This is a genomic window from Methylobacterium sp. AC315, from assembly GCF_979253755.1.
In genome coordinates this window covers 177,811-194,935 of sequence record NZ_CEEDEA010000003.1, presented here as the reverse complement: position 1 = coordinate 194,935, position 17,125 = coordinate 177,811, and the positions used below count along the sequence as shown (strand labels likewise).

The 17,125-nt window shown below is 69.9% G+C and carries 17 protein-coding genes and 1 other RNA gene; 14 read left to right on the top strand and 4 right to left on the bottom strand.

Features of this window, described 5'->3' with window-relative positions:
* Positions 1-7 precede the first annotated feature (7 nt).
* Positions 8-700 (bottom strand): glutathione S-transferase family protein, encoded by a 693-nt coding sequence (locus AC0IY0_RS06135; RefSeq protein ID WP_007561448.1) that lies wholly within the window; start codon positions 698-700, stop codon positions 8-10.
* Positions 701-955: 255 nt separating this feature from the next.
* Between AC0IY0_RS06135 and AC0IY0_RS06130 the strand changes: the two genes are divergently transcribed.
* From AC0IY0_RS06130 to AC0IY0_RS06110, 5 genes are all read left to right on the top strand, one after another.
* The gene (locus tag AC0IY0_RS06130) at positions 956-1,759 is read left to right on the top strand and encodes an undecaprenyl-diphosphate phosphatase (protein ID WP_147905861.1); all 804 of its coding nucleotides are present in this window, start codon (positions 956-958) and stop codon (positions 1,757-1,759) included.
* A 96-nt stretch (positions 1,760-1,855) separates the two neighbouring features.
* Positions 1,856-3,733: a methylmalonyl-CoA mutase family protein gene (locus tag AC0IY0_RS06125; RefSeq protein WP_471763316.1), complete on the top strand. Its 1,878-nt coding sequence runs from the start codon at positions 1,856-1,858 to the stop codon at positions 3,731-3,733.
* Between the two features lie 34 nt (positions 3,734-3,767).
* Positions 3,768-4,175 (top strand): hypothetical protein, encoded by a 408-nt coding sequence (locus AC0IY0_RS06120; protein WP_471763315.1) that lies wholly within the window; start codon positions 3,768-3,770, stop codon positions 4,173-4,175.
* Positions 4,176-4,301: 126 nt separating this feature from the next.
* A complete protein-coding gene (locus AC0IY0_RS06115; RefSeq protein WP_147938706.1) occupies positions 4,302-4,748 on the top strand; it encodes a hypothetical protein in 447 nt (148 codons plus the stop codon).
* Positions 4,749-4,795: 47 nt separating this feature from the next.
* Positions 4,796-5,515, top strand: coding sequence for a glutathione S-transferase (locus AC0IY0_RS06110; RefSeq protein WP_471763314.1), 720 nt, complete (start codon positions 4,796-4,798; stop codon positions 5,513-5,515).
* Between the two features lie 9 nt (positions 5,516-5,524).
* On the opposite strand, the gene AC0IY0_RS06105 is transcribed toward AC0IY0_RS06110, so the two are convergent.
* Both AC0IY0_RS06105 and AC0IY0_RS06100 read right to left on the bottom strand, forming a co-directional pair.
* Positions 5,525-7,267, bottom strand: a complete 1,743-nt coding sequence (locus AC0IY0_RS06105) for a protein kinase domain-containing protein (protein ID WP_471763313.1) — start codon at positions 7,265-7,267, stop codon at positions 5,525-5,527.
* On the bottom strand, positions 7,264-8,802 hold the full coding sequence (locus AC0IY0_RS06100) for a YifB family Mg chelatase-like AAA ATPase (protein ID WP_419829304.1): 1,539 nt from the start codon (positions 8,800-8,802) through the stop codon (positions 7,264-7,266). Before AC0IY0_RS06100 ends, AC0IY0_RS06105 begins: the two co-directional genes overlap by 4 nt.
* Positions 8,803-8,960: 158 nt before the next feature.
* Here AC0IY0_RS06100 and AC0IY0_RS06095 point away from each other — a divergent pair, with 158 nt between their 5' ends.
* From AC0IY0_RS06095 to AC0IY0_RS06075, 5 genes are all read left to right on the top strand, one after another.
* Complete coding sequence (locus AC0IY0_RS06095; protein ID WP_147905868.1) at positions 8,961-9,221, top strand: PepSY domain-containing protein; 261 nt, start codon at positions 8,961-8,963, stop codon at positions 9,219-9,221.
* A 41-nt stretch (positions 9,222-9,262) separates the two neighbouring features.
* Positions 9,263-9,361: signal recognition particle sRNA small type (gene ffs, locus AC0IY0_RS06090), an RNA gene on the top strand.
* A gap of 48 nt (positions 9,362-9,409) precedes the next feature.
* On the top strand, positions 9,410-11,302 hold the full coding sequence (locus AC0IY0_RS06085; protein WP_147905869.1) for a DNA polymerase III subunit gamma/tau: 1,893 nt from the start codon (positions 9,410-9,412) through the stop codon (positions 11,300-11,302).
* 80 nt (positions 11,303-11,382) lie between these two features.
* Positions 11,383-11,706, top strand: coding sequence for a YbaB/EbfC family nucleoid-associated protein (locus AC0IY0_RS06080; RefSeq protein WP_147905870.1), 324 nt, complete (start codon positions 11,383-11,385; stop codon positions 11,704-11,706).
* Between the two features lie 215 nt (positions 11,707-11,921).
* Complete coding sequence (locus tag AC0IY0_RS06075; protein ID WP_471763312.1) at positions 11,922-12,071, top strand: hypothetical protein; 150 nt, start codon at positions 11,922-11,924, stop codon at positions 12,069-12,071.
* Between the two features lie 36 nt (positions 12,072-12,107).
* Here the strand turns inward: AC0IY0_RS06075 and AC0IY0_RS06070 are convergent, their stop codons facing one another.
* Positions 12,108-13,727: a phosphoenolpyruvate carboxykinase gene (locus AC0IY0_RS06070; RefSeq protein WP_147905872.1), complete on the bottom strand. Its 1,620-nt coding sequence runs from the start codon at positions 13,725-13,727 to the stop codon at positions 12,108-12,110.
* 428 nt (positions 13,728-14,155) lie between these two features.
* On the opposite strand from AC0IY0_RS06070, the gene recR reads away from it, so the two are divergent.
* The 4 genes from recR to truA all read left to right on the top strand — a co-directional run bounded on the left by recR (position 14,156) and on the right by truA (position 17,106).
* The gene (recR, locus tag AC0IY0_RS06065; RefSeq protein ID WP_471763311.1) at positions 14,156-14,761 is read left to right on the top strand and encodes a recombination mediator RecR; all 606 of its coding nucleotides are present in this window, start codon (positions 14,156-14,158) and stop codon (positions 14,759-14,761) included.
* A 142-nt stretch (positions 14,762-14,903) separates the two neighbouring features.
* Positions 14,904-15,419, top strand: coding sequence for a peptide deformylase (def, locus tag AC0IY0_RS06060; protein ID WP_147905874.1), 516 nt, complete (start codon positions 14,904-14,906; stop codon positions 15,417-15,419).
* Positions 15,420-15,424: 5 nt separating this feature from the next.
* Complete coding sequence (fmt, locus tag AC0IY0_RS06055; RefSeq protein ID WP_471763310.1) at positions 15,425-16,354, top strand: methionyl-tRNA formyltransferase; 930 nt, start codon at positions 15,425-15,427, stop codon at positions 16,352-16,354.
* Positions 16,354-17,106, top strand: coding sequence for a tRNA pseudouridine(38-40) synthase TruA (truA, locus tag AC0IY0_RS06050; RefSeq protein WP_147905876.1), 753 nt, complete (start codon positions 16,354-16,356; stop codon positions 17,104-17,106). Before fmt ends, truA begins: the two co-directional genes overlap by 1 nt.
* Positions 17,107-17,125 lie beyond the last annotated feature (19 nt).

The window sequence follows — 17,125 nt, the reverse complement described above, 5'->3', positions numbered from 1 at the left end:
CGTGCGCTCAGAAATCCAGATCCGCGTAATGGGCCGCCGGTGGCATGCCGGCCACCCGGTCGGCCAGCAGCCCCCGGAACGAGGGCCGCGACTTGACCCGGGCATACCAGTTGCGGGCCATCTCGTCCTCGTCCCACGGCACGTCGCCGAGATAGTCGGCGCAGGAGAGGTGGGCGGCGGCCGCGAGATCGGCATAGGTCAGGTTGTCGCCGGCGAGCCAGCGTCGGCGAGCGATGAGGTAGCCGATATACTTGAGATGGTAGCGCACGTTGGTGCGCGCCGCCCGAATCGCGTTCATGTCTGGCGGGCCGCCGCCCTCGTGCGCCGACATGAAGCGCTTCGAGATCTTCTCGTTGACCAGATAGCCGGTCACTTCGGAGTCGAACTTGATCAGGAACCAGTCCAGCAGGCGCCGGACCTCGACGCGCTCCACCGTGTCGTCCGGCAGCATGCGCCGGCCGGATAGCCCGAGGCCCCTCGTCTCGTCGAGGTATTCGGCGATGACGCCGGCGCCCGGCACGACCAGGCCGGTCTGCTCCAGCAGCACGGGCGTGGAGCCTGCCGGATTGATCAACAGGAAGTCGTCCCGGCGCTCCCACGGGCGCTCCTCGAACAGCGTCGGTTCGAGACCCATCTCGGCGAGCACGAGACGGATGAACCGGGAGTTCGCGCAGAAGGGGAAGTGGTAGAGCGTCGCCATTGAGGCCGTGAGGACAATGCGTTCAGACGGCGCGGACAGTCCCACGCCGGTCGTCGGCCCCGGCGCGTTAGATTTCGGCGCGCAGGACTTCAGAGCGAGCGTTATTGCTCGATCGTTGCCGAGCCCTTAACACGCGCGGCCCGCTCCGGTAACCGCTCGTCAACCCTGATGGGCGAAGCCTCCGGGCACATTCTTTGGACGGTTCGCGACGCGCCTGGTTCGGGCCGGCGTGCGCCCGCGGCGCGAGGCTCGACAATGGATCCGGTAAGCATCGGGAAGGCGGTCCTTCTCGCCCTGGTGGAGGGCGCGACCGAGTTCATCCCGGTCTCGTCCACCGGTCACCAGCTCCTGGTCGGCCACTTCATCGGCTTCCACTCCCCCAACAACACCTTCGAGGTGCTGATCCAGCTCGGGGCGATCCTGGCGATCCTGACGGTGTATTTCCGCCGCCTCGTCGGCATCGCCACCGCGCTCCCCACCAACCCGCAGGCTCGCCGCTTCGTGATCGGCATCCTGGTCGCCTTCCTGCCGGCCGCGATCATCGGCGGCCTCTTCTCGAAGGTGATCAAGGCCTACCTGTTCAACCCGTGGATCGTATGCGCGACGCTGGTGGCCGGCGGCCTGGTGCTTCTCGTCCTCGACGACACCGACCTCGAGGTTAAGAAGACCGACGTCTACGACTTCTCCCTGCCGATGGACCTGAAGATCGGCATCTTCCAGTGCCTGGCCATGATCCCGGGCGTGTCGCGCTCGGGCGCGACCATCGTGGGCGCGATGCTGATGGGCGCCGACAAGCGCTCGGCCACCGAGTTCTCGTTCTACCTGGCGATGCCGACCATGGCCGGCGCCTTCGCCAAGGACCTGTTCGACAATTACAAATTCCTCTCGCGCGACGATATCGGCCTGATCGTGATCGGCTTCATCGTGTCGTTCGTCTCGGCCCTGTTCGTGGTCCGCGTGCTGCTCGACTACGTGTCGCGCCACGGGTTCCGGCTGTTCGCCTGGTGGCGGATCATCGTCGGTGCATTGGGCTTCGCCGGGCTGATCATCCTCGGATAACAATCCTCGCCCAACGGGCGATTGCCTCCGGGCGAGCGGCGTGCGAGGCAAGTCCCCGAAAGCGGTGCACAAGACGCCGCGCCCGGGGATTTTCCGATGGACGACACACCGCTCGCCGACCTGTTCAAGCCCGCCGACCGGGCGCGCTGGCTCGGCCTTGTGGACAGCGTCCTGAAGGGCGCAGACTTCGAGAAACGGCTGGTCTCCCGGACGAGCGACGGTCTGCGGATCGAGCCGCTCTACGAGCGTGCCGAGCCGACCGCGCAACCGTTCCGGGAGCCCGGTCCCTGGCGCGTGTCCCAGCGGGTCGATCATCCGGAGATCGCAAGCGCCAACATCCAGGCGATGACCGACCTCGAAGGCGGCGCCGACGCGCTGGCCCTGGTGTTTTCCGGCGCGGCTGGCGCCCGGGGCTACGGCTTGACCGCCCGCAGCGTCGAGGATCTCGACGCCGTGCTTAAGGGCGTGATGCTGCCGCTGATCGCCCTGCGGTTCGACGCGGGCGCGTCCGGCCTGGAGGTCGCCGGCTTGGTGAAGGGCCTCGCGGCCCGCCGCGGGGAAGACCTCTCCACCTACGACCTCGACCTCGGCATCGATCCGGTCGGGACGCTCGCCGCCACCGGCAGCCTCGGCGCGGTGTGGTCCGAGATCGCCCCGCGGCTGGCCGCCACCGTCTCGGACCTCGAAGCCGCGGGCTTCACCGGCCGGGCGCTCCTGGCCGACGGACGGCCCTACCACGAGGCCGGGGCCGGCGAGGCGGCGGAGCTTGCCGCCGTCCTGTCCACCGCGGTGACCTACCTGCGTGCCCTGGAGGCCGCGGGCCACGACCTCGCCACCGCCCGCGACCGGATCTCGGTGCTGCTCGCCGCCGATGCCGACGAGTTCGTCACGGTGTCCAAATTCCGCGCCCTGCGACGGCTCTGGGCCCGGATCGAGCAGGCCTGCGGGCTGGATCCGAAGCCCCTGCGCCTCCATGCCGAGACCGCGTGGCGGATGATGACCCGGCGCGATCCGTTCGTGAACATCCTGCGCACCGGCATGGCCGCCGCGTCGGCCGGAATGGGCGGCGCCGACAGCGTCACGGTCCTGCCCTACACGCTGGCGCTCGGCCTGCCCGACGCGTTCGCCCGGCGGGTGGCACGCAACAGCCAGATCGTCCTGCTCGAAGAATCCCACCTGGCGCGGGTCAGCGATCCGGCGGCCGGTGCGGGCGGGTTCGAGACGCTGACCGCCCAGCTCGCCGAAGCGGCCTGGGAGGCGTTCCAGGCGATCGAGGCCGAGGGCGGGATCGTCGCCTCCCTCAGCGTCGGCAAGCTGCAGCGGCGCATCGAGCTGACCCGCGAAGCTCGCGCCAAGGCCGTGGCCACCCGTCGCGAGGCCCTGACCGGCGCGAGCGAATTCCCGAACCTCGCCGAGAAGCCGGTCACCGTCCTGGACGTGAAGCCGGTGACCGCCGGCCCGGCCTCGAATTTCGGTTCCGGTTCGGCCGTCGCCTGCGATGCGCTGCCGGCGATCCGTCTGGCCGAGCCGTTCGAGGCGCTGCGCGACGCATCCGACGCCGTCCTGGCGAAATCCGGGCGCCGCCCCGCCGTGTTCCTCGCCAATCTCGGCACGGTCTCCGTTTTCAACGCCCGGGCGACCTTCGCGGCCAACGCCTTCGCGGCGGGCGGCATCGAGGCGGTGTCGAACGACGGCTTCACGGACCCGGCCGCCCTCGCGGCGGCATTCCGGGAATCCGGCGCGCTGCTCGCCTGCATCTGCTCGACCGACGCGCTCTACGCCGAGCACGCGGTGGTGGCCGCAGAGGCCCTCAAGAAGGCCGGCGCCGGATCGATCTACGTCGCCGGCAAACCAGTGGACCTGATCGATCCCCTGAAGGCGGCGGGCGTCCACGCCTTCCTGCATGTCGGCTGCGATCTGGTGAGCCTGCTCGACGGTGCCCTCCGTGCCGCCGTTCGGCCGCCCGCCACCTGAGACGATCACGAGACCGCCTGCCCCGATCATCGCCATGAGCCGACGCCGTTTCGGGTGCCTGACCGGCGCCGCTCTGATCCTCGAACTCGCGGTCCCCGCTGCGGCGACGCCGCGGGGCGTCCGGATTCCGGACCGGTTCGACGGCACTTCCTGGTTCGACGGCACCTGGAGCGTCGAGATCCTCACCGAATCCGGTCCCTGCGACCGGGCCTACCGATACCCGGTGGGCATCGAGCACGGGCAGGCCCGCTTCATGGGGACGGCCTTCGTCGTGCAGGGCAGCGTCGCTCAAAATGGTATTGTCCGGGGCTCCATCGCCAACGGTCTCGGCACCGCCGACGTCGCCGGCCGGCTCGGCGCGAACGGGTTCGGCGCCGGCACCTGGGTCGCGTCCGGCGCCCTCGCCTGCCGCGGCCGCTGGCAGGCCGAGCGGCGGCGCTGAACGCGGTCGCGAAATCGTCCGCATCTTGCCCGAGATCGGGCGGATGCAACGTCCCGTCAGCCGCGATCCCGACGCAATCATGAGGGAATGCTGAACGCCATTCGGACACCCGACGAGGCCGCCCGCATGAAGTCCACGATCCTCGCCACCTTCGCCGTCCTCGCGCTGGCATCGACGGCTCAGGCGCGTCCCCACCGCCATCCCGCTGCCCCGGTGGTGAACAAGGCGGAGGCCGAGAAGGTGCTGGGTCCGCTGCGACAGGCGGCGACGGAATGCTTCGCCGAGACCGTGCTGGCGAACCCGAAGGCGACGGCCGAGGCCCGGGCCGGCCACTGGTACGAGGCGGTGGGCATCACCGGGTTCCTGTGCCGCCCGGAGGTGGCCGCGATGATCCAGGCCCACGACCGGCTCTACGGCGCAAAGACGGGTGAGCGCTACTTCAAGGGCGCCTACGTCAAGCATCTGGACCAGCAGCTCGCCGAGCACCTGCAGCCGATGCTGGCCCACAAGGCGGTCGCCAGCGCCGAGCCGCTGCCCGAGAAGGCGACCGACGGCGACGCCCCCGGCAACTGAGCGGGAACCACGCGCCGGCATCGCGCCTTCCCGGTGGAGGAGACGCGATGCCCTACGAGCTGCATTACTGGCCGATGATCCAGGGGCGCGGCGAGTTCGTCCGCCTCGCCTTCGAAGAGGCCGATGCCGACTATGTCGACATCGCGCGGCGGGACGACGAGGCCGGCGGCATCGAGCCGATGCTCGACCGCCTCACCGATCCGGGCAATCGCCGACCGCCCTTCGCACCGCCGTTCCTGCGCGACGGCGATGTCGTGATCGGACAGAGCACCGCGATCCTGCTGTATCTCGGGCCGCGCCTCGGCCTCGTCGGCGCATCCGAGGCGGACCGGATCTGGACCCATCAGCTGCAGCTCACCATCGCGGACGCGGTGGACGAGGCCCACGACACGCACCATCCCCTCGGGGTCGGCCTATACTACGCCGACCAGAAGCCGGAGGCCGCGCGCCGGGCCGAAAGGTTCCGCCAGGACCGCATCCCCAAATTTTTCGAGTATTTCGAGCGCGTGCTGGCGGCGAACGGGAGCGAACGCCTGGTCGGATCAAAGCTGTCCTACGCCGACCTATCCCTGTTCCAGCTGGTCGCCGGATTGCGCTACGCCTTCCCGAACGCATCCAATGCTGCCCTGCGAGACACGCCGCATGTCGCCCGGCTGCACGAGGCGGTGGCGCAGCGTCCGCGCATCGCCGCCTATCTGGCGAGCGAGCGCCGCATCCCGTTCAACGAGGACGGGATCTTCCGCCGGTATCCCGAACTCGACGGTTGAAGCGCCGGGTCACCGGGGCGGGTGGGCGATCAGGATGCTGGCCAGCCCGAGTGCGATGAGGCCCAGCACCAGCGACAGAAGCCGCCAGAACAGCAGCGGATCGCGCTCCAGCAGCGACGCCCGGCGGGTCTCCGTCAAACCGGGATTGGGGTACCGGAGATCGTGGACGAATTCCGAGAGCGCCTGGTACCGCCGGGCGGGATCGGGATGCACGGCCTTGCGCAGCGCCCCGTCGACCCAGGCCGGCAGCAGCGGCCGGGCGTTGCGGGCCGAGACGTAGCGGAGCTTGCGCTGGGCCGCGCGCGTCAACGCCCGGGGCACCCGGTCACCGTAGGGCAGCCGGCCGGTGAGCATCTGGTACGTCATCACGCCCACCGCGAAGATGTCGGAGCCGGCCGTCGACGGCTCGCCCAGGAAGCCTTCCGGCGCCGTGTACTGCACGGTCCCCAGGATCTCGGCGGCATCGTTCCGGGGATCGCCCTCCACCACCCCGGCCACCCGGGTGGCCCCGAAATCGATGACCTGGACGGTTCCGGCGGTGTCGATCAGGACGTTGTCGGGGCGCAGGTCCTGATGGACCATCTCCTTTCGGTGGAAGGCTTGCACGCCCTTGGCCATCTGCTCGACGAGGCCGCGCACCGCTTCCAACTCGGGCGCAGGGTGATCGCGCATCCACTGGGTCAGGGTCTGGCCCTCGACGTAGCGCATGACCGTGTAGAGGTGGCTGCGGCGGCGGCTCTGTGGATGGGCCTTGAGCACGTGCGGGCTGTCGATGCGCCGGGCGATCCACTCCTCCAGGGCGAACCGCTTGCGCTGGGCCGGGTCGTCGCGCAGATCGAGCGAAAGGACCTTCAGCGCGACCGGATCCCCGGTCTCCGCGTCAAGCGCCAGGTAGACCCGGCTGCGCGGCCCGGAATGCAGGATGCGCAGCAGCCGGTAGCCGTCGAAATCGGCCGGCGGATCGAGCAACGGCGCGGGATCGAGTCCCTCGACGCCGCCGAGCAGGTCGGCCGGCTCGCCATCGGGCACGGCTTCGATGCGGATGATCTGGACCGTGAGGTTGTCCGGGCTGCCGGCGGCGTGCGCGGCCTCCACGATCGCCCAGGCGGCGGCGTCGAGATCGTCCTCGGCGGCCGCGATCATCGCGGCCAGGTCGCGCGGCCGGACGTGCTCGTGAACGCCGTCGGTTGTCAGCACGAAGACGTCGCCGGCGTCCAGGCTCGCCGTGTGGTAGTCGATCTCGACATGACCGCCCGCCCCGAGCGCGCGGCCGAGATACGATTCCGCCGCCGAGACCACGACCCTGTGATCCTCGGTGAGCTGCTCCAAGGACCGGCCGGCGACACGCCAGATCCGGGCATCGCCGACATGGAACAGGTGCGCGGTGCGCGCCTTCAGGATCAGCGCATCGAAGGTGGTGACGTAGCCCTTGTCGGCATCGTAAGGATCGCGCCCGCGCCGCGTCTGCGCGTAGAGCCAGGAATTCGTTGCCGCGATCACCCGCTGCGCCGAACTCTTCACCGCCCACGTGTCCGGGGTGGCGTAATAGTCGCCGAGGAAGCTCTTGACCGCGGTCTCGCTCGCCAGCGCGCCGACCGCGCTGCTGCTGATGCCGTCGGCCAGCGCCACCGCGATGCCCTTGAGACCGAGTGCCGGCTGCACCGGCACCAGGGCACCGTGGAAATCCTGATTCGCGTCCTTGCGGCCGGCCGCGCTGGCCTGTCCGATCGTGACGGTCAGGTCCGTACTCACGCGGCCGCCGCCGACGCGTCGCTCCGGCCGCGATAGGACAAGGCCTCGGCCAGGTGCAGCCGGCGCACCTGCGCCTCGCCGTCGAGGTCGGCCAGCGTCCGCGCCACCCGCAGGGTGCGGTGGAAGCCGCGGGCGGAGAGCCGCATGCTCTCGGCCGCCTGCCGGATCAGTGCCGTGCCCTCGGCATCGGGGCTTGCCACCGCCTCAATCAACGTCGCCGGGCATGTGGCGTTGGTGGTGGCTGCCGGCAGGGCGTGGGCGGCGTAGCGCGTCGTCTGTCGATTGCGGGCTTCGGCGACCCGGGCGGCGGCCTCGCGGGAGCCCTCGGCCGGGGGCGGCAGGATCAGGTCGGCGGCCGTGACCGCGGGGACCTCGATGCGCAGGTCGATCCGGTCGAGCATCGGCCCGGAGATCCGCGATTGGTATTGCGCCATGCAGCGCGCGTTCGGCCCGCGCCGGCAGGCATAGCCGGGCTCCAATCCTTGCCCGCAGCGGCATGGGTTCATGGCCGCCACGAGCTGGAAGCGCGCCGGGTAGGTCACCCGGTGGTTCGCCCGGGCGATCATCACCTCCCCGGTCTCCATCGGCTGCCGCAGGCTGTCGAGCGCCTGCGGGTTGAACTCGGGCAGTTCGTCCAGGAACAGCACGCCGCCATGGGCGAGCGACACCTCCCCGGGTCGCGCGCCGAGGCCGCCGCCGACGAGCGCGGCCATCGAGGCCGAGTGATGCGGTTGCCGGAACGGCCGGCGGTTCGAGAGCGCGCCGCCCTTCAGCTGGCCCGCCACCGACTGGATCATGGAGATGTCGAGCAATTCCCGCGGCGTCAGCGGTGGCAGGATCGACGGCAGCCGGGCGGCGAGCATCGACTTTCCGGAGCCGGGCGGCCCGTTCATCAGAAGGTTGTGGCCACCCGCCGCCGCGATCTCCAGGGCCCGCTTGGCGCCCTCCTGACCCTTGATGTCGGAGAGATCCGGCAGCGGGCCGGCCAGGCTGGCCACGGACGGTTCCGGCCGGGCCATGACCTGGCTGCCCTTGAAGTGGTTGGCGAGTTGGATCAGCGAGCGCGGGGCGAGCACGTCGAGATCGCCTCCCGCCCAGGCCGCCTCGGACCCGGTCGCGGCCGGGCAGATCAGCCCGAGGCCGCGGGCCCCCGCCGCGATGGCCGCCGGTAGGACCCCGCTCACCGCCGTGATGCTGCCGTCCAACGCCAACTCGCCGAGCACGCAATAGCCCCCCAGCGCATCGGCCGGGATCGCCCCGATCGCCGCCATGACGCCAAGGGCGATCGGGAGGTCGTAGTGCGAGCCCTCCTTGGGCAGGTCGGCCGGGGCCAGGTTGACGGTGATGCGCTTGGCCGGCAGCGCAAGACCCGAGGCGATCAGCGCGCCACGCACCCGCTCGCGCGATTCGGCCACCGCCTTATCGGGCAGGCCGACCACGTTGAAGACGACGTTGCCCGGGATGATCTGGACCTGCACGTCCACGGCCCGGGCCTCGATCCCCTCGAACGCCACGGTGGCGACGCGTGTGACCATAGGTCGGCAGTCCTGGGCCGCGGCGCCGGAGCGGCGCAACGGGCAACCTTAGCTGTGCGGGAAAATCGAAGCGGCCTCAAGAGGATCGCGGTTCACGCGGAACCTGGGCGCGGTCTTCCTGTTCAAAGGCGGCACGCAACACCGAAACGGAGCCCCTCATGCGCCTCGCCGCCCCCCTCCTCGCCCTCACCCTGGCCGCCGGCCTCACTAGCGTCGCCCGGGCCGACGAGAAGCTCCCGCCCGACCAGCAGGCCAAGGTCGAGGCCATGCTTCGCCAGGAGGGCTTCACCAAGTGGAAGGAGATCGAGCTCGACGACGGCATGATCGAGGTCGACGACGCGATCGACGCCAACGGCAAGCAGTTCGACCTGAAGCTCGATCCCAAGACCCTCGCCGTGGTCAAGCGCAAGGCCGAGTAGCCGGCGCTTGCGTTCGGCAAAGAGCCCGGCCATATAGCCGGCGGGGGGTTGGCGAGGGACGTTTCACTCGCCAACCGGGTCAGGTCCGGAAGGAAGCAGCCCTAACGAGACCGAGCGGGTCTTCGTCCAGCCTCCCACCTTATTTCTTGCCTCGTTTCTTGGCGCTCGGCAGCCCGACCCGATACGGCATGGACGCTACGACCGGCACGCCTGACGACGAGCCGGGCCTGCCCGGGTTCGCGAGCCCCGCTGGCGCGGTGACGCCCTATCGGGTGCTGGCGCGGAAATACCGTCCGACCAATTTCGGCGACCTGATCGGCCAGGACGCGATGGTCCGGACGCTGGCCAACGGGTTCTCGGCCAACCGCATTCCCCAGGCCTGGATGCTGACCGGCGTGCGCGGGGTCGGCAAGACCACCACCGCCCGCATCCTCGCCCGCGGCCTCAACTACGCCCGCGCCGGCGTCCCCGATACCGGCCCGACCGTCTCGATGCCGGAACTCGGCCTGCACTGCGCGGCGATCATGGAATCCCGGCACATGGACGTGCTGGAGATGGATGCCGCCTCGCACACCGGCATCGACGACGTGCGGGCGATCATCGACGGCATCCGGTATGGGCCGGTCTCGGCCCGCTACAAGGTCTACATCGTGGACGAGGTCCACATGCTCTCCGAGAAGGCGTTCAACGCCTTCCTGAAGACGTTGGAGGAGCCGCCGCCCCACGCCAAGTTCGTGTTCGCCACCACGGAGATCCGCAAGGTCCCGGTGACGATCCTGTCGCGCTGCCAGCGGTTCGACCTGCGCCGGGTCGAGGCGCCGGTCCTGCACGCGCATCTCGCCAAGGTCTGCGCGGCCGAGAAGGTCGAGGCCGAGGACGAGGCGTTGAGCGCCATCGTGCGTGCGGCCGAGGGCTCGGTCCGCGACGCGCTCTCGCTGCTGGACCAGGCCATCGCGCACGGCGCGGGCGCCGTCACCGCACAGAGCGTCCGCGACATGCTGGGCTTGGCCGACCGGGCGCGCATCCTCGACCTGTTCGAGGCGGTGATGCGCGGTTCGGTGCCGGCGGCGTTCGCCGAATTGCGGGCGCAATACGATTCCGGTGCCGACCCCTCGGTGGTGCTGTCCGACCTCGCGGCCTTCACCCACCTCGTGACCCGCCTGAAGGCCGTGCCGGAGACCGCCTCCGACCCGACGCTCAGCGAGACCGAGCGGGTCCGCGGCGGCCAGTTCGCGGAACAGCTCTCGATCCGCGCCCTGTCGCGGGCCTGGCAGATCCTGCTCAAGGCGATCCCCGAGGTCCAGGCTGCGCCCCGCCCGCTGGCGGCGGCCGAGATGGCGATCGTCCGCCTAGCCTACGCGGCCGACCTGCCGACACCGGACGAGGCCCTGCGCCAGCTCAAGGCCGAGGCCGCGGCGGCACCGACCGAGGAGGCGCCGCCATCCTCCGGCCGTCCGCCCCTGCCGCCGATTCCCGACCTGCGCGGTGGTGGGCAGACGGCAGCGGCCGTCGCACCCCGTCCCATGTCGGTCTCCGCACCGATGGCGGCGCCCGCTGCCGCTTCAATGGCGGCGCCGGTGGCGATGGCCGCCCCCTCCGTCATGGCCGCCCCGGCCGAGCGCCCGGCTGCGCCGCCCGCGCCACGGCTCGCCCGGTTCGAGGACGTGGTGGCGCTGGCCGATGCCAACCGCGACATCCTGCTGAAGACCGCCCTGGAGCGCGACGTCCACCTCGTACGCTTCGAGGAGGGGCGGATCGAGTTCGCCCTCGCCCCGGGCGGCCGGGCGACGCTGGCCACCGACATCGCCGCCGCGATCCTGCGCTGGACCGGCCAACGCTGGGTCGTCGCGGTCTCGAAGGAGGCCGGCGCCCCGACCCTCGACGCCGCCGTAAAGGCCGCGACAGAGACCCGCCGCGAGAATGCCGCCGCCGACCCGTTCGTCCGTGAGGTGCTGACCCGCTTCCCCGGCGCGGAGATCGTGGATGTGCGGGAGACCGCGCCGCTCCCCTCGCCCGATCAGGAGATCCCGGGGGACGGCGATCCGGTGCCGGCGGACGAGGCCCCGGACGACGACTTCTGACACGCAGGCGCCGTCCCACATGGCGGCGGGCCGACGCGATACCCAAGTAGACTGACCGAGACACCACACGAGAGAGCTGCATGCGCGACCTGATGGGCATCATGAAGCAGGCTCAGGCCATGCAGGAGAAGATGGGCTCCCTGCAGGCCGAGCTCGACGAGATCGAGGTGACCGGCGCCTCGGGCGGCGGTTCCGTGCGGGTAACCATGTCCGCCAAGGGTCAGATGAAGGGCGTCACGCTCGACCCCTCCCTGTTGGTCGCCGACGAGCGCGAGATCCTCGAGGATCTGATCGTGGCCGCCTGCAACGACGCCCGCGGCAAGGCCGAGGCGACCATGCAGGAGCGGATGGCCGAGTTGACCAAGGGCCTGCCCCTGCCGCCCGGCATGAAGCTGCCGTTCTAGGCGCGGGCTCGAGCCGCGTCCGCGTCACCGCGGCCGGCGGCTCACCAGGACGACCCTGGCCAGGATGAGCGGAATTGCCAGCGCGAGGATCGGCGGGAAGCTCTCGCCCAGCAGCGCAACCGCGAGGCCCTCGCCGGTGATCGCAGATCGACCACCTGGAGAAAGCCGATCTGATCGAGCGGCGCAAACATCCGACGGACCGACGCGGGACATTGGTGGCGCTGACGGATGCGGGCAAAGCGCTGATCGACACCCTGCTGCCGGTCCATGTCGAGACCGAGCGCAAGATCCTTGCCGTCCAGACGGATGGCGAGCAGCGCACGCTGAACGCGCTGCTGGCGAAGTTGCGGAGCGGGCTCGGGTGAACGGGCGGCAGCGGCAACCGCCGCCCGATCCACATGTTACGCGGCAATGGCCTGCGCGGTCGGCCCGGCGGCGCGCACGTCGGCATCGACGTGGGCCTCGAAGCGCTTGAAGTTGTCGTCGAACATCTTCACCAGCCGCGCCGCCGTCTCGACGAAGGCACTCTTGTTGCCCCAGGTCTTGACCGGGGTGAGGATCTCCGCCTCGACGCCCGGGACCGAGACCGGCACCGCAAAGCCGAAATACGGGTCGCGGCGGAACTCCGCCTGGGCGAGAGATCCGTCGAGGGCTCCGGCGAGCAGGCGGCGGGTCACGCGGATCGGCATGCGCCGGCCGGTGCCGACGCCGCCGCCGGTCCACCCGGTGTTGACCAGCCAGCAATCGACGTCATGCGCGGCGATCAGGTCGCGCAGCAGGTTGCCGTAGGCGCTCGGATGCCGGGGCATGAACGGCGCGCCGAAGCAGGTCGAGAACGTCGCTTCCGGCCCGGTGAGGCCGCGTTCAGTGCCGGCGACCTTGGCGGTGTAGCCGGACAGGAAGTGGTACATCGCCTCGGCGCCGGTGAGCTTGGCGATCGGCGGCATCACCCCGAAGGCGTCGCAGGTCAGCATCACGATATTCTTCGGATGCCCGGCCCGGCCGGTGACGCTGGCATTGGCGATGAAGTCGAGCGGGTAGGCGCAGCGGGTGTTCTCGGTGAGCGACCCGTCATCGAAATCCGGCACGCGGCTGACCGGATCGATCACCACGTTCTCCATCACGGTGCCGAAGCGCTCCGTGGTGGCGTAGATCTCGGGCTCGGCATTGCGCGAGAGGCGGATCGTCTTGGCGTAGCAGCCGCCCTCGAAGTTGAAGATGCCCTCACTCGACCAGCCGTGCTCGTCGTCGCCGAGCAGCTGCCGGGACGAATCGTTCGACAGGGTGGTCTTGCCGGTACCCGACAGTCCGAAGAAGATCGCCGAGCCCCCCTCGGCGTCGAGCGCCGCGTTGGCCGAGCAATGCATCGGCATCACGTTCTGGCCGGGCAGGATGTAGTTCAGGTAGGTGAAGACCGACTTCTTCATCTCGCCCGCGTAGGCGGAGCCGCCGATCAGGACGAGCTTCTTCGAAAAGTCGATGGCGATCACAGTCTTGGACCGGCAGCCATGCCGGGCCGGGTCCGCCTGGAAGCTCGGCAGGTCTATGATCGTCAGGTCCGGCACGTAGGACGCGATCTCGGAGCGGTCCGGCCGGATCAGCAGGTTGCGGATGAACAACGAGTGCCAGGCGAGCTCGGTGAACACCCGGGCTTTGACCCGGTGGGCCGGGTCGGCACCGCCGTAGAGGTCCTGGGCGAACAGCTCCTTGCCCTCGGCGTGCTTGAGGAAGTCCTGGTGCAGGACCGCGAACTGCTCCGGCGTGATCGCGCCGTTATTCTCCCACCAGATCTCGTTCTCGGTGCTGGCATCGCGCACCACGAACTTGTCCTTGGGCGAGCGGCCGGTGTGGCTGCCGGTGGTCGCCACGAAGGCGCCGCCGCGGGCGAGCTGGCCCTCCTTGCGGGCGAGCGCCTCTTCGTAGAGGCGCGGAGCCTCGAAATTCCAGTGGACGGCCTTCAGAGCGTTGAAGCCGGCCGCGTCGGCATCGTGGGCCGCGTTGTGATCACCGATGTTGGTCAAGAGCGTATCTCCCGGGGCCCCTGTTCGTGCCGTCCACGCGACAAGACCGGACGCCAGGGGCGCCCGGGACTTCCCGGGGGACGTCCGTGCGGGCGTACAGGACCGCCGCACGCTGGATCACCGTTCCCCGGTTGCTCGCCCCCATACTGGATAGGCGGCCAAGCGTTGCCGTCTTACTGGGTGTTGCTGAACGCCCGCAACATCATGAAGCGTGTTTGACCGCAGTGCTGATCGCAAGAGGCCGTTCATGTAACGCGTTGCTGATCGGTATTCTTAATTTTGGCCCGAGCAGAACGCGTTCGGAAAACCTATATCCTGGCTGGGCTGAGATGCGCCCTTGCGCGTTGCCCGGTGACGGCTATGCCCGCCGGACGTTTCGAAGGTTCGACCTTCGAAATCCCCACTGTCGATCCCCGCCAAGAGGTACGATGCCCCAAGCCGTCGCCGGCCCCGAGATCGAACGCCTGATCCAGCTTCTGTCCCGGATGCCAGGTCTAGGGCCGCGTTCCGCGCGGAGGGCCGCGCTCCAACTCATCAAGAAGCGCGAGACCTTGCTGGCCCCGCTGGCCGATGCCATGCGGGTGGCGGCCGAGCGCATCGTGGTGTGCACGAGCTGCGGCAACGTCGATACCTCCGAGCCGTGCACGATCTGCCGGGACGTCGAGCGCGATCCCACGATCCTGGTGGTGGTGGAGGACGTGTCGGACCTGTGGGCGCTCGAGCGGTCCGGGGCGGTCAAGTCGCGCTACCATGTGCTCGGCGGCGTGCTGTCGGCACTGGACGGCGTGCGGCCCGAGCACCTGAACCTCGCCAGCCTCGTGGAGCGCGCGGCCGATCCGTCGGTCAAGGAGATCATCCTTGCGCTGAACGCCACCGTCGACGGCCAGACCACCGCCCACTACGTCACCGAGTCGATCCGGCACCTCGACCGCAAGGTGACGCGCCTGGCCCACGGCGTCCCGGTCGGCGGCGAACTGGATTACCTCGACGAAGGCACGCTCACCGCGGCGATCCGCAGCCGTACGGCGTTCTGAGCACAGCCGGCGGTGCGGACGGCGCGGCAACCCTGGATAGGAGGGTTCGGAGGACCGGAATTTGACCGGCCCCCACCCACGCCATATTGCCTCGGGATCCCCGGGGCACACGTTCGATGCGCGCCCCCTGCCGGTTTCCGCCATGACCATCCGTCCGCTCGTCATCCTCCCCGACGCCGTCCTGCGCCGCGTCTCCGATCCGGTCGGGCCGATCACGCCCGAAATCCGCACCCTCGTCGCCGACATGTTCGAGACGATGTACGACGCGCCGGGCGTCGGGCTGGCGGCGATCCAGGTCGGCGTCGCCAAGCGGGTCGTGACCATCGACACCTCGAAGGAAGAGGGCGTGCGCGACGCGCGCGTGTTCATCGATCCGGAGATCGTCTGGGCATCGGAGGAGAAGCGGGTCTACGACGAGGGCTGCCTGTCGATCCCGGAATATTACGCCGAGGTCGAGCGGCCTGACCGGGTCCGGGTGAAGTTCCGCGACATTGAGGGCGAGGTGCAGGAGATCGAGGCGGACGGCCTGCTGGCGACCTGCATCCAGCACGAGATCGACCACCTGAACGGCGTGCTGTTTATCGACCACATCTCGAAGCTGAAGCGCGACCGGGTGATCAAGCGCTTCGCCAAGGCGGCCAAGCGCGACGCGGCGTGACGGCCATGCGCGTCGTCTTCATGGGCACGCCGGATTTCGCGGTGCCGACCCTCGCACGTCTCGCGCAGGACGGGCACCAGATCGTTGCGGTCTACACCCGCGCCCCGGCCAAGGCCGGCCGCGGCATGAGCCTGCGCCCCTCGCCGGTCCACGCGTTCGCGGACACACTCGGGATCCCGGTTCTGACTCCCGGGACCTTGCGGACACCGGAGGCCGCCGAGACCTTCGCCGGGCACGCGGCCGATGTCGCCGTGGTGGTCGCCTACGGCATGCTGCTGCCCCAGGCGATCCTCGACGTGCCCCGGCATGGATGCCTCAACCTGCACGGATCGCTGCTGCCGCGTTGGCGCGGCGCCGCGCCCATCCAGCGCGCCGTGATGGCGGGCGATGCCGAGAGCGGCGTCGGCATCATGCGCATGGGGGTTGGGCTCGATACCGGACCGGTGGCCCTGGAGGCACGGGTCCCGATCACGCCGGGCATGATCGCTGGTGAACTGCACGATGCGCTGATGCCGGTTGGTGCCGCGTTGATGTCCCAGGCCCTCGAATGCCTGAGCCGCAGCGACCTGACGTTCACGCCGCAATCGACCGAGGGTGTGGTCTACGCGCACAAGATCGGCAACGACGAGGCGCGGATCGACTGGTCGCGTCCGGCCGGGGAGGTGGCGAACCATATCAACGGCCTGTCGCCGTTCCCCGGCGCGTTCTTCGAACTCGATCTCGGCAAGGGGGCGGAGCGGGTGAAGGTGCTCCGGGCGTCGGCTGCCGAGGGCGCCGGGGCACCGGGGACGCTCCTCGACGCCGAGGGCCAGGTCGCCTGCGGCGCGGGCGCAGTCCGGCTGCTGGAACTGCGGCGGGCCGGCAAGGGCGGCAGCGCCAACGGGGCCGAGTTCGTCCGCGGCGCGCGCATCGCGCCCGGCACGCATCTCGGCTGATGCCCCGCTACAAGCTCGTCATCGAATACGACGGCACGCCGTTCTACGGCTGGCAGCGCCAGCCCGAAGCACCCACGGTGCAGGGTGCGATCGAAGCGGCTGTCACCCGCTTCTCGGGCGAGCAATCCCGGCTGACCTGCGCCGGCCGGACCGATGCCGGGGTGCACGCCATCCATCAGGTCGCCCATCTCGACCTCGTCAAGGATTGGCGGGCCGACACGGTGCGGGATGCGCTGAACGCCCATCTGCGCCCCAAGCCGGTGGCGATCCTCTCGGCCCGGATCGTCCCGCCGAGCTTCGACGCGCGCCATTCCGCGATCCGCCGGCACTACCGCTATCGGATCCTCAACCGTCGAAGCCCCGCCGCGCTCACCCGCGCCCATGTCTGGCAGGTGCCCTGGCCGCTCGATCCGGACGCGATGGACCGCGCCGCGCAGCGCCTCGTCGGCCACCACGATTTTTCCGCGTTTCGGGCCGCCGAGTGCCAGGCCAAGAGCCCGATGCGGACCTTGGAACGGCTCGACGTCGCCCGCACGACCATGGCGTTGCATGAGGAGATCGTGGTGACGACCTGCGCGCGCTCGTTCCTGCACCATCAGGTCCGGGCCATGGTCGGGACGCTGATGCTCGCCGGCTGCGGCCGGCTCTCGGCCGACGATGTCGCCGACATCCTGGCTTCGGGCGAGAAGCGCCGGTGCGGGCCGCTCGCGCCGGCGGCCGGGCTGACGTTCGTCGGGGTGGATTACGCGTGACGATTCGAGGCGTATGCTG

Excerpts from the sequence above, each read along its gene's own strand:
- AC0IY0_RS06080 (WP_147905870.1), top strand. The coding sequence starts at position 11,383 with ATGCGCGACCTGATGGGCATCATGAAGCAGGCTCAGGCCATGCAGGAG.
- AC0IY0_RS06120 (WP_471763315.1), top strand. The coding sequence starts at position 3,768 with ATGAGCCGACGCCGTTTCGGGTGCCTGACCGGCGCCGCTCTGATCCTC.
- truA (WP_147905876.1), top strand. The coding sequence starts at position 16,354 with ATGCCCCGCTACAAGCTCGTCATCGAATACGACGGCACGCCGTTCTAC.
- recR (WP_471763311.1), top strand. The coding sequence starts at position 14,156 with ATGCCCCAAGCCGTCGCCGGCCCCGAGATCGAACGCCTGATCCAGCTT.
- AC0IY0_RS06115 (WP_147938706.1), top strand. The coding sequence starts at position 4,302 with ATGAAGTCCACGATCCTCGCCACCTTCGCCGTCCTCGCGCTGGCATCG.
- AC0IY0_RS06095 (WP_147905868.1), top strand. The coding sequence starts at position 8,961 with ATGCGCCTCGCCGCCCCCCTCCTCGCCCTCACCCTGGCCGCCGGCCTC.
- AC0IY0_RS06110 (WP_471763314.1), top strand. The coding sequence starts at position 4,796 with ATGCCCTACGAGCTGCATTACTGGCCGATGATCCAGGGGCGCGGCGAG.
- fmt (WP_471763310.1), top strand. The coding sequence starts at position 15,425 with ATGCGCGTCGTCTTCATGGGCACGCCGGATTTCGCGGTGCCGACCCTC.
- AC0IY0_RS06085 (WP_147905869.1), top strand. The coding sequence starts at position 9,410 with ATGGACGCTACGACCGGCACGCCTGACGACGAGCCGGGCCTGCCCGGG.
- def (WP_147905874.1), top strand. The coding sequence starts at position 14,904 with ATGACCATCCGTCCGCTCGTCATCCTCCCCGACGCCGTCCTGCGCCGC.
- AC0IY0_RS06100 (WP_419829304.1), bottom strand. The coding sequence starts at position 8,802 with ATGGTCACACGCGTCGCCACCGTGGCGTTCGAGGGGATCGAGGCCCGG.
- AC0IY0_RS06130 (WP_147905861.1), top strand. The coding sequence starts at position 956 with ATGGATCCGGTAAGCATCGGGAAGGCGGTCCTTCTCGCCCTGGTGGAG.
- AC0IY0_RS06135 (WP_007561448.1), bottom strand. The coding sequence starts at position 700 with ATGGCGACGCTCTACCACTTCCCCTTCTGCGCGAACTCCCGGTTCATC.
- AC0IY0_RS06125 (WP_471763316.1), top strand. The coding sequence starts at position 1,856 with ATGGACGACACACCGCTCGCCGACCTGTTCAAGCCCGCCGACCGGGCG.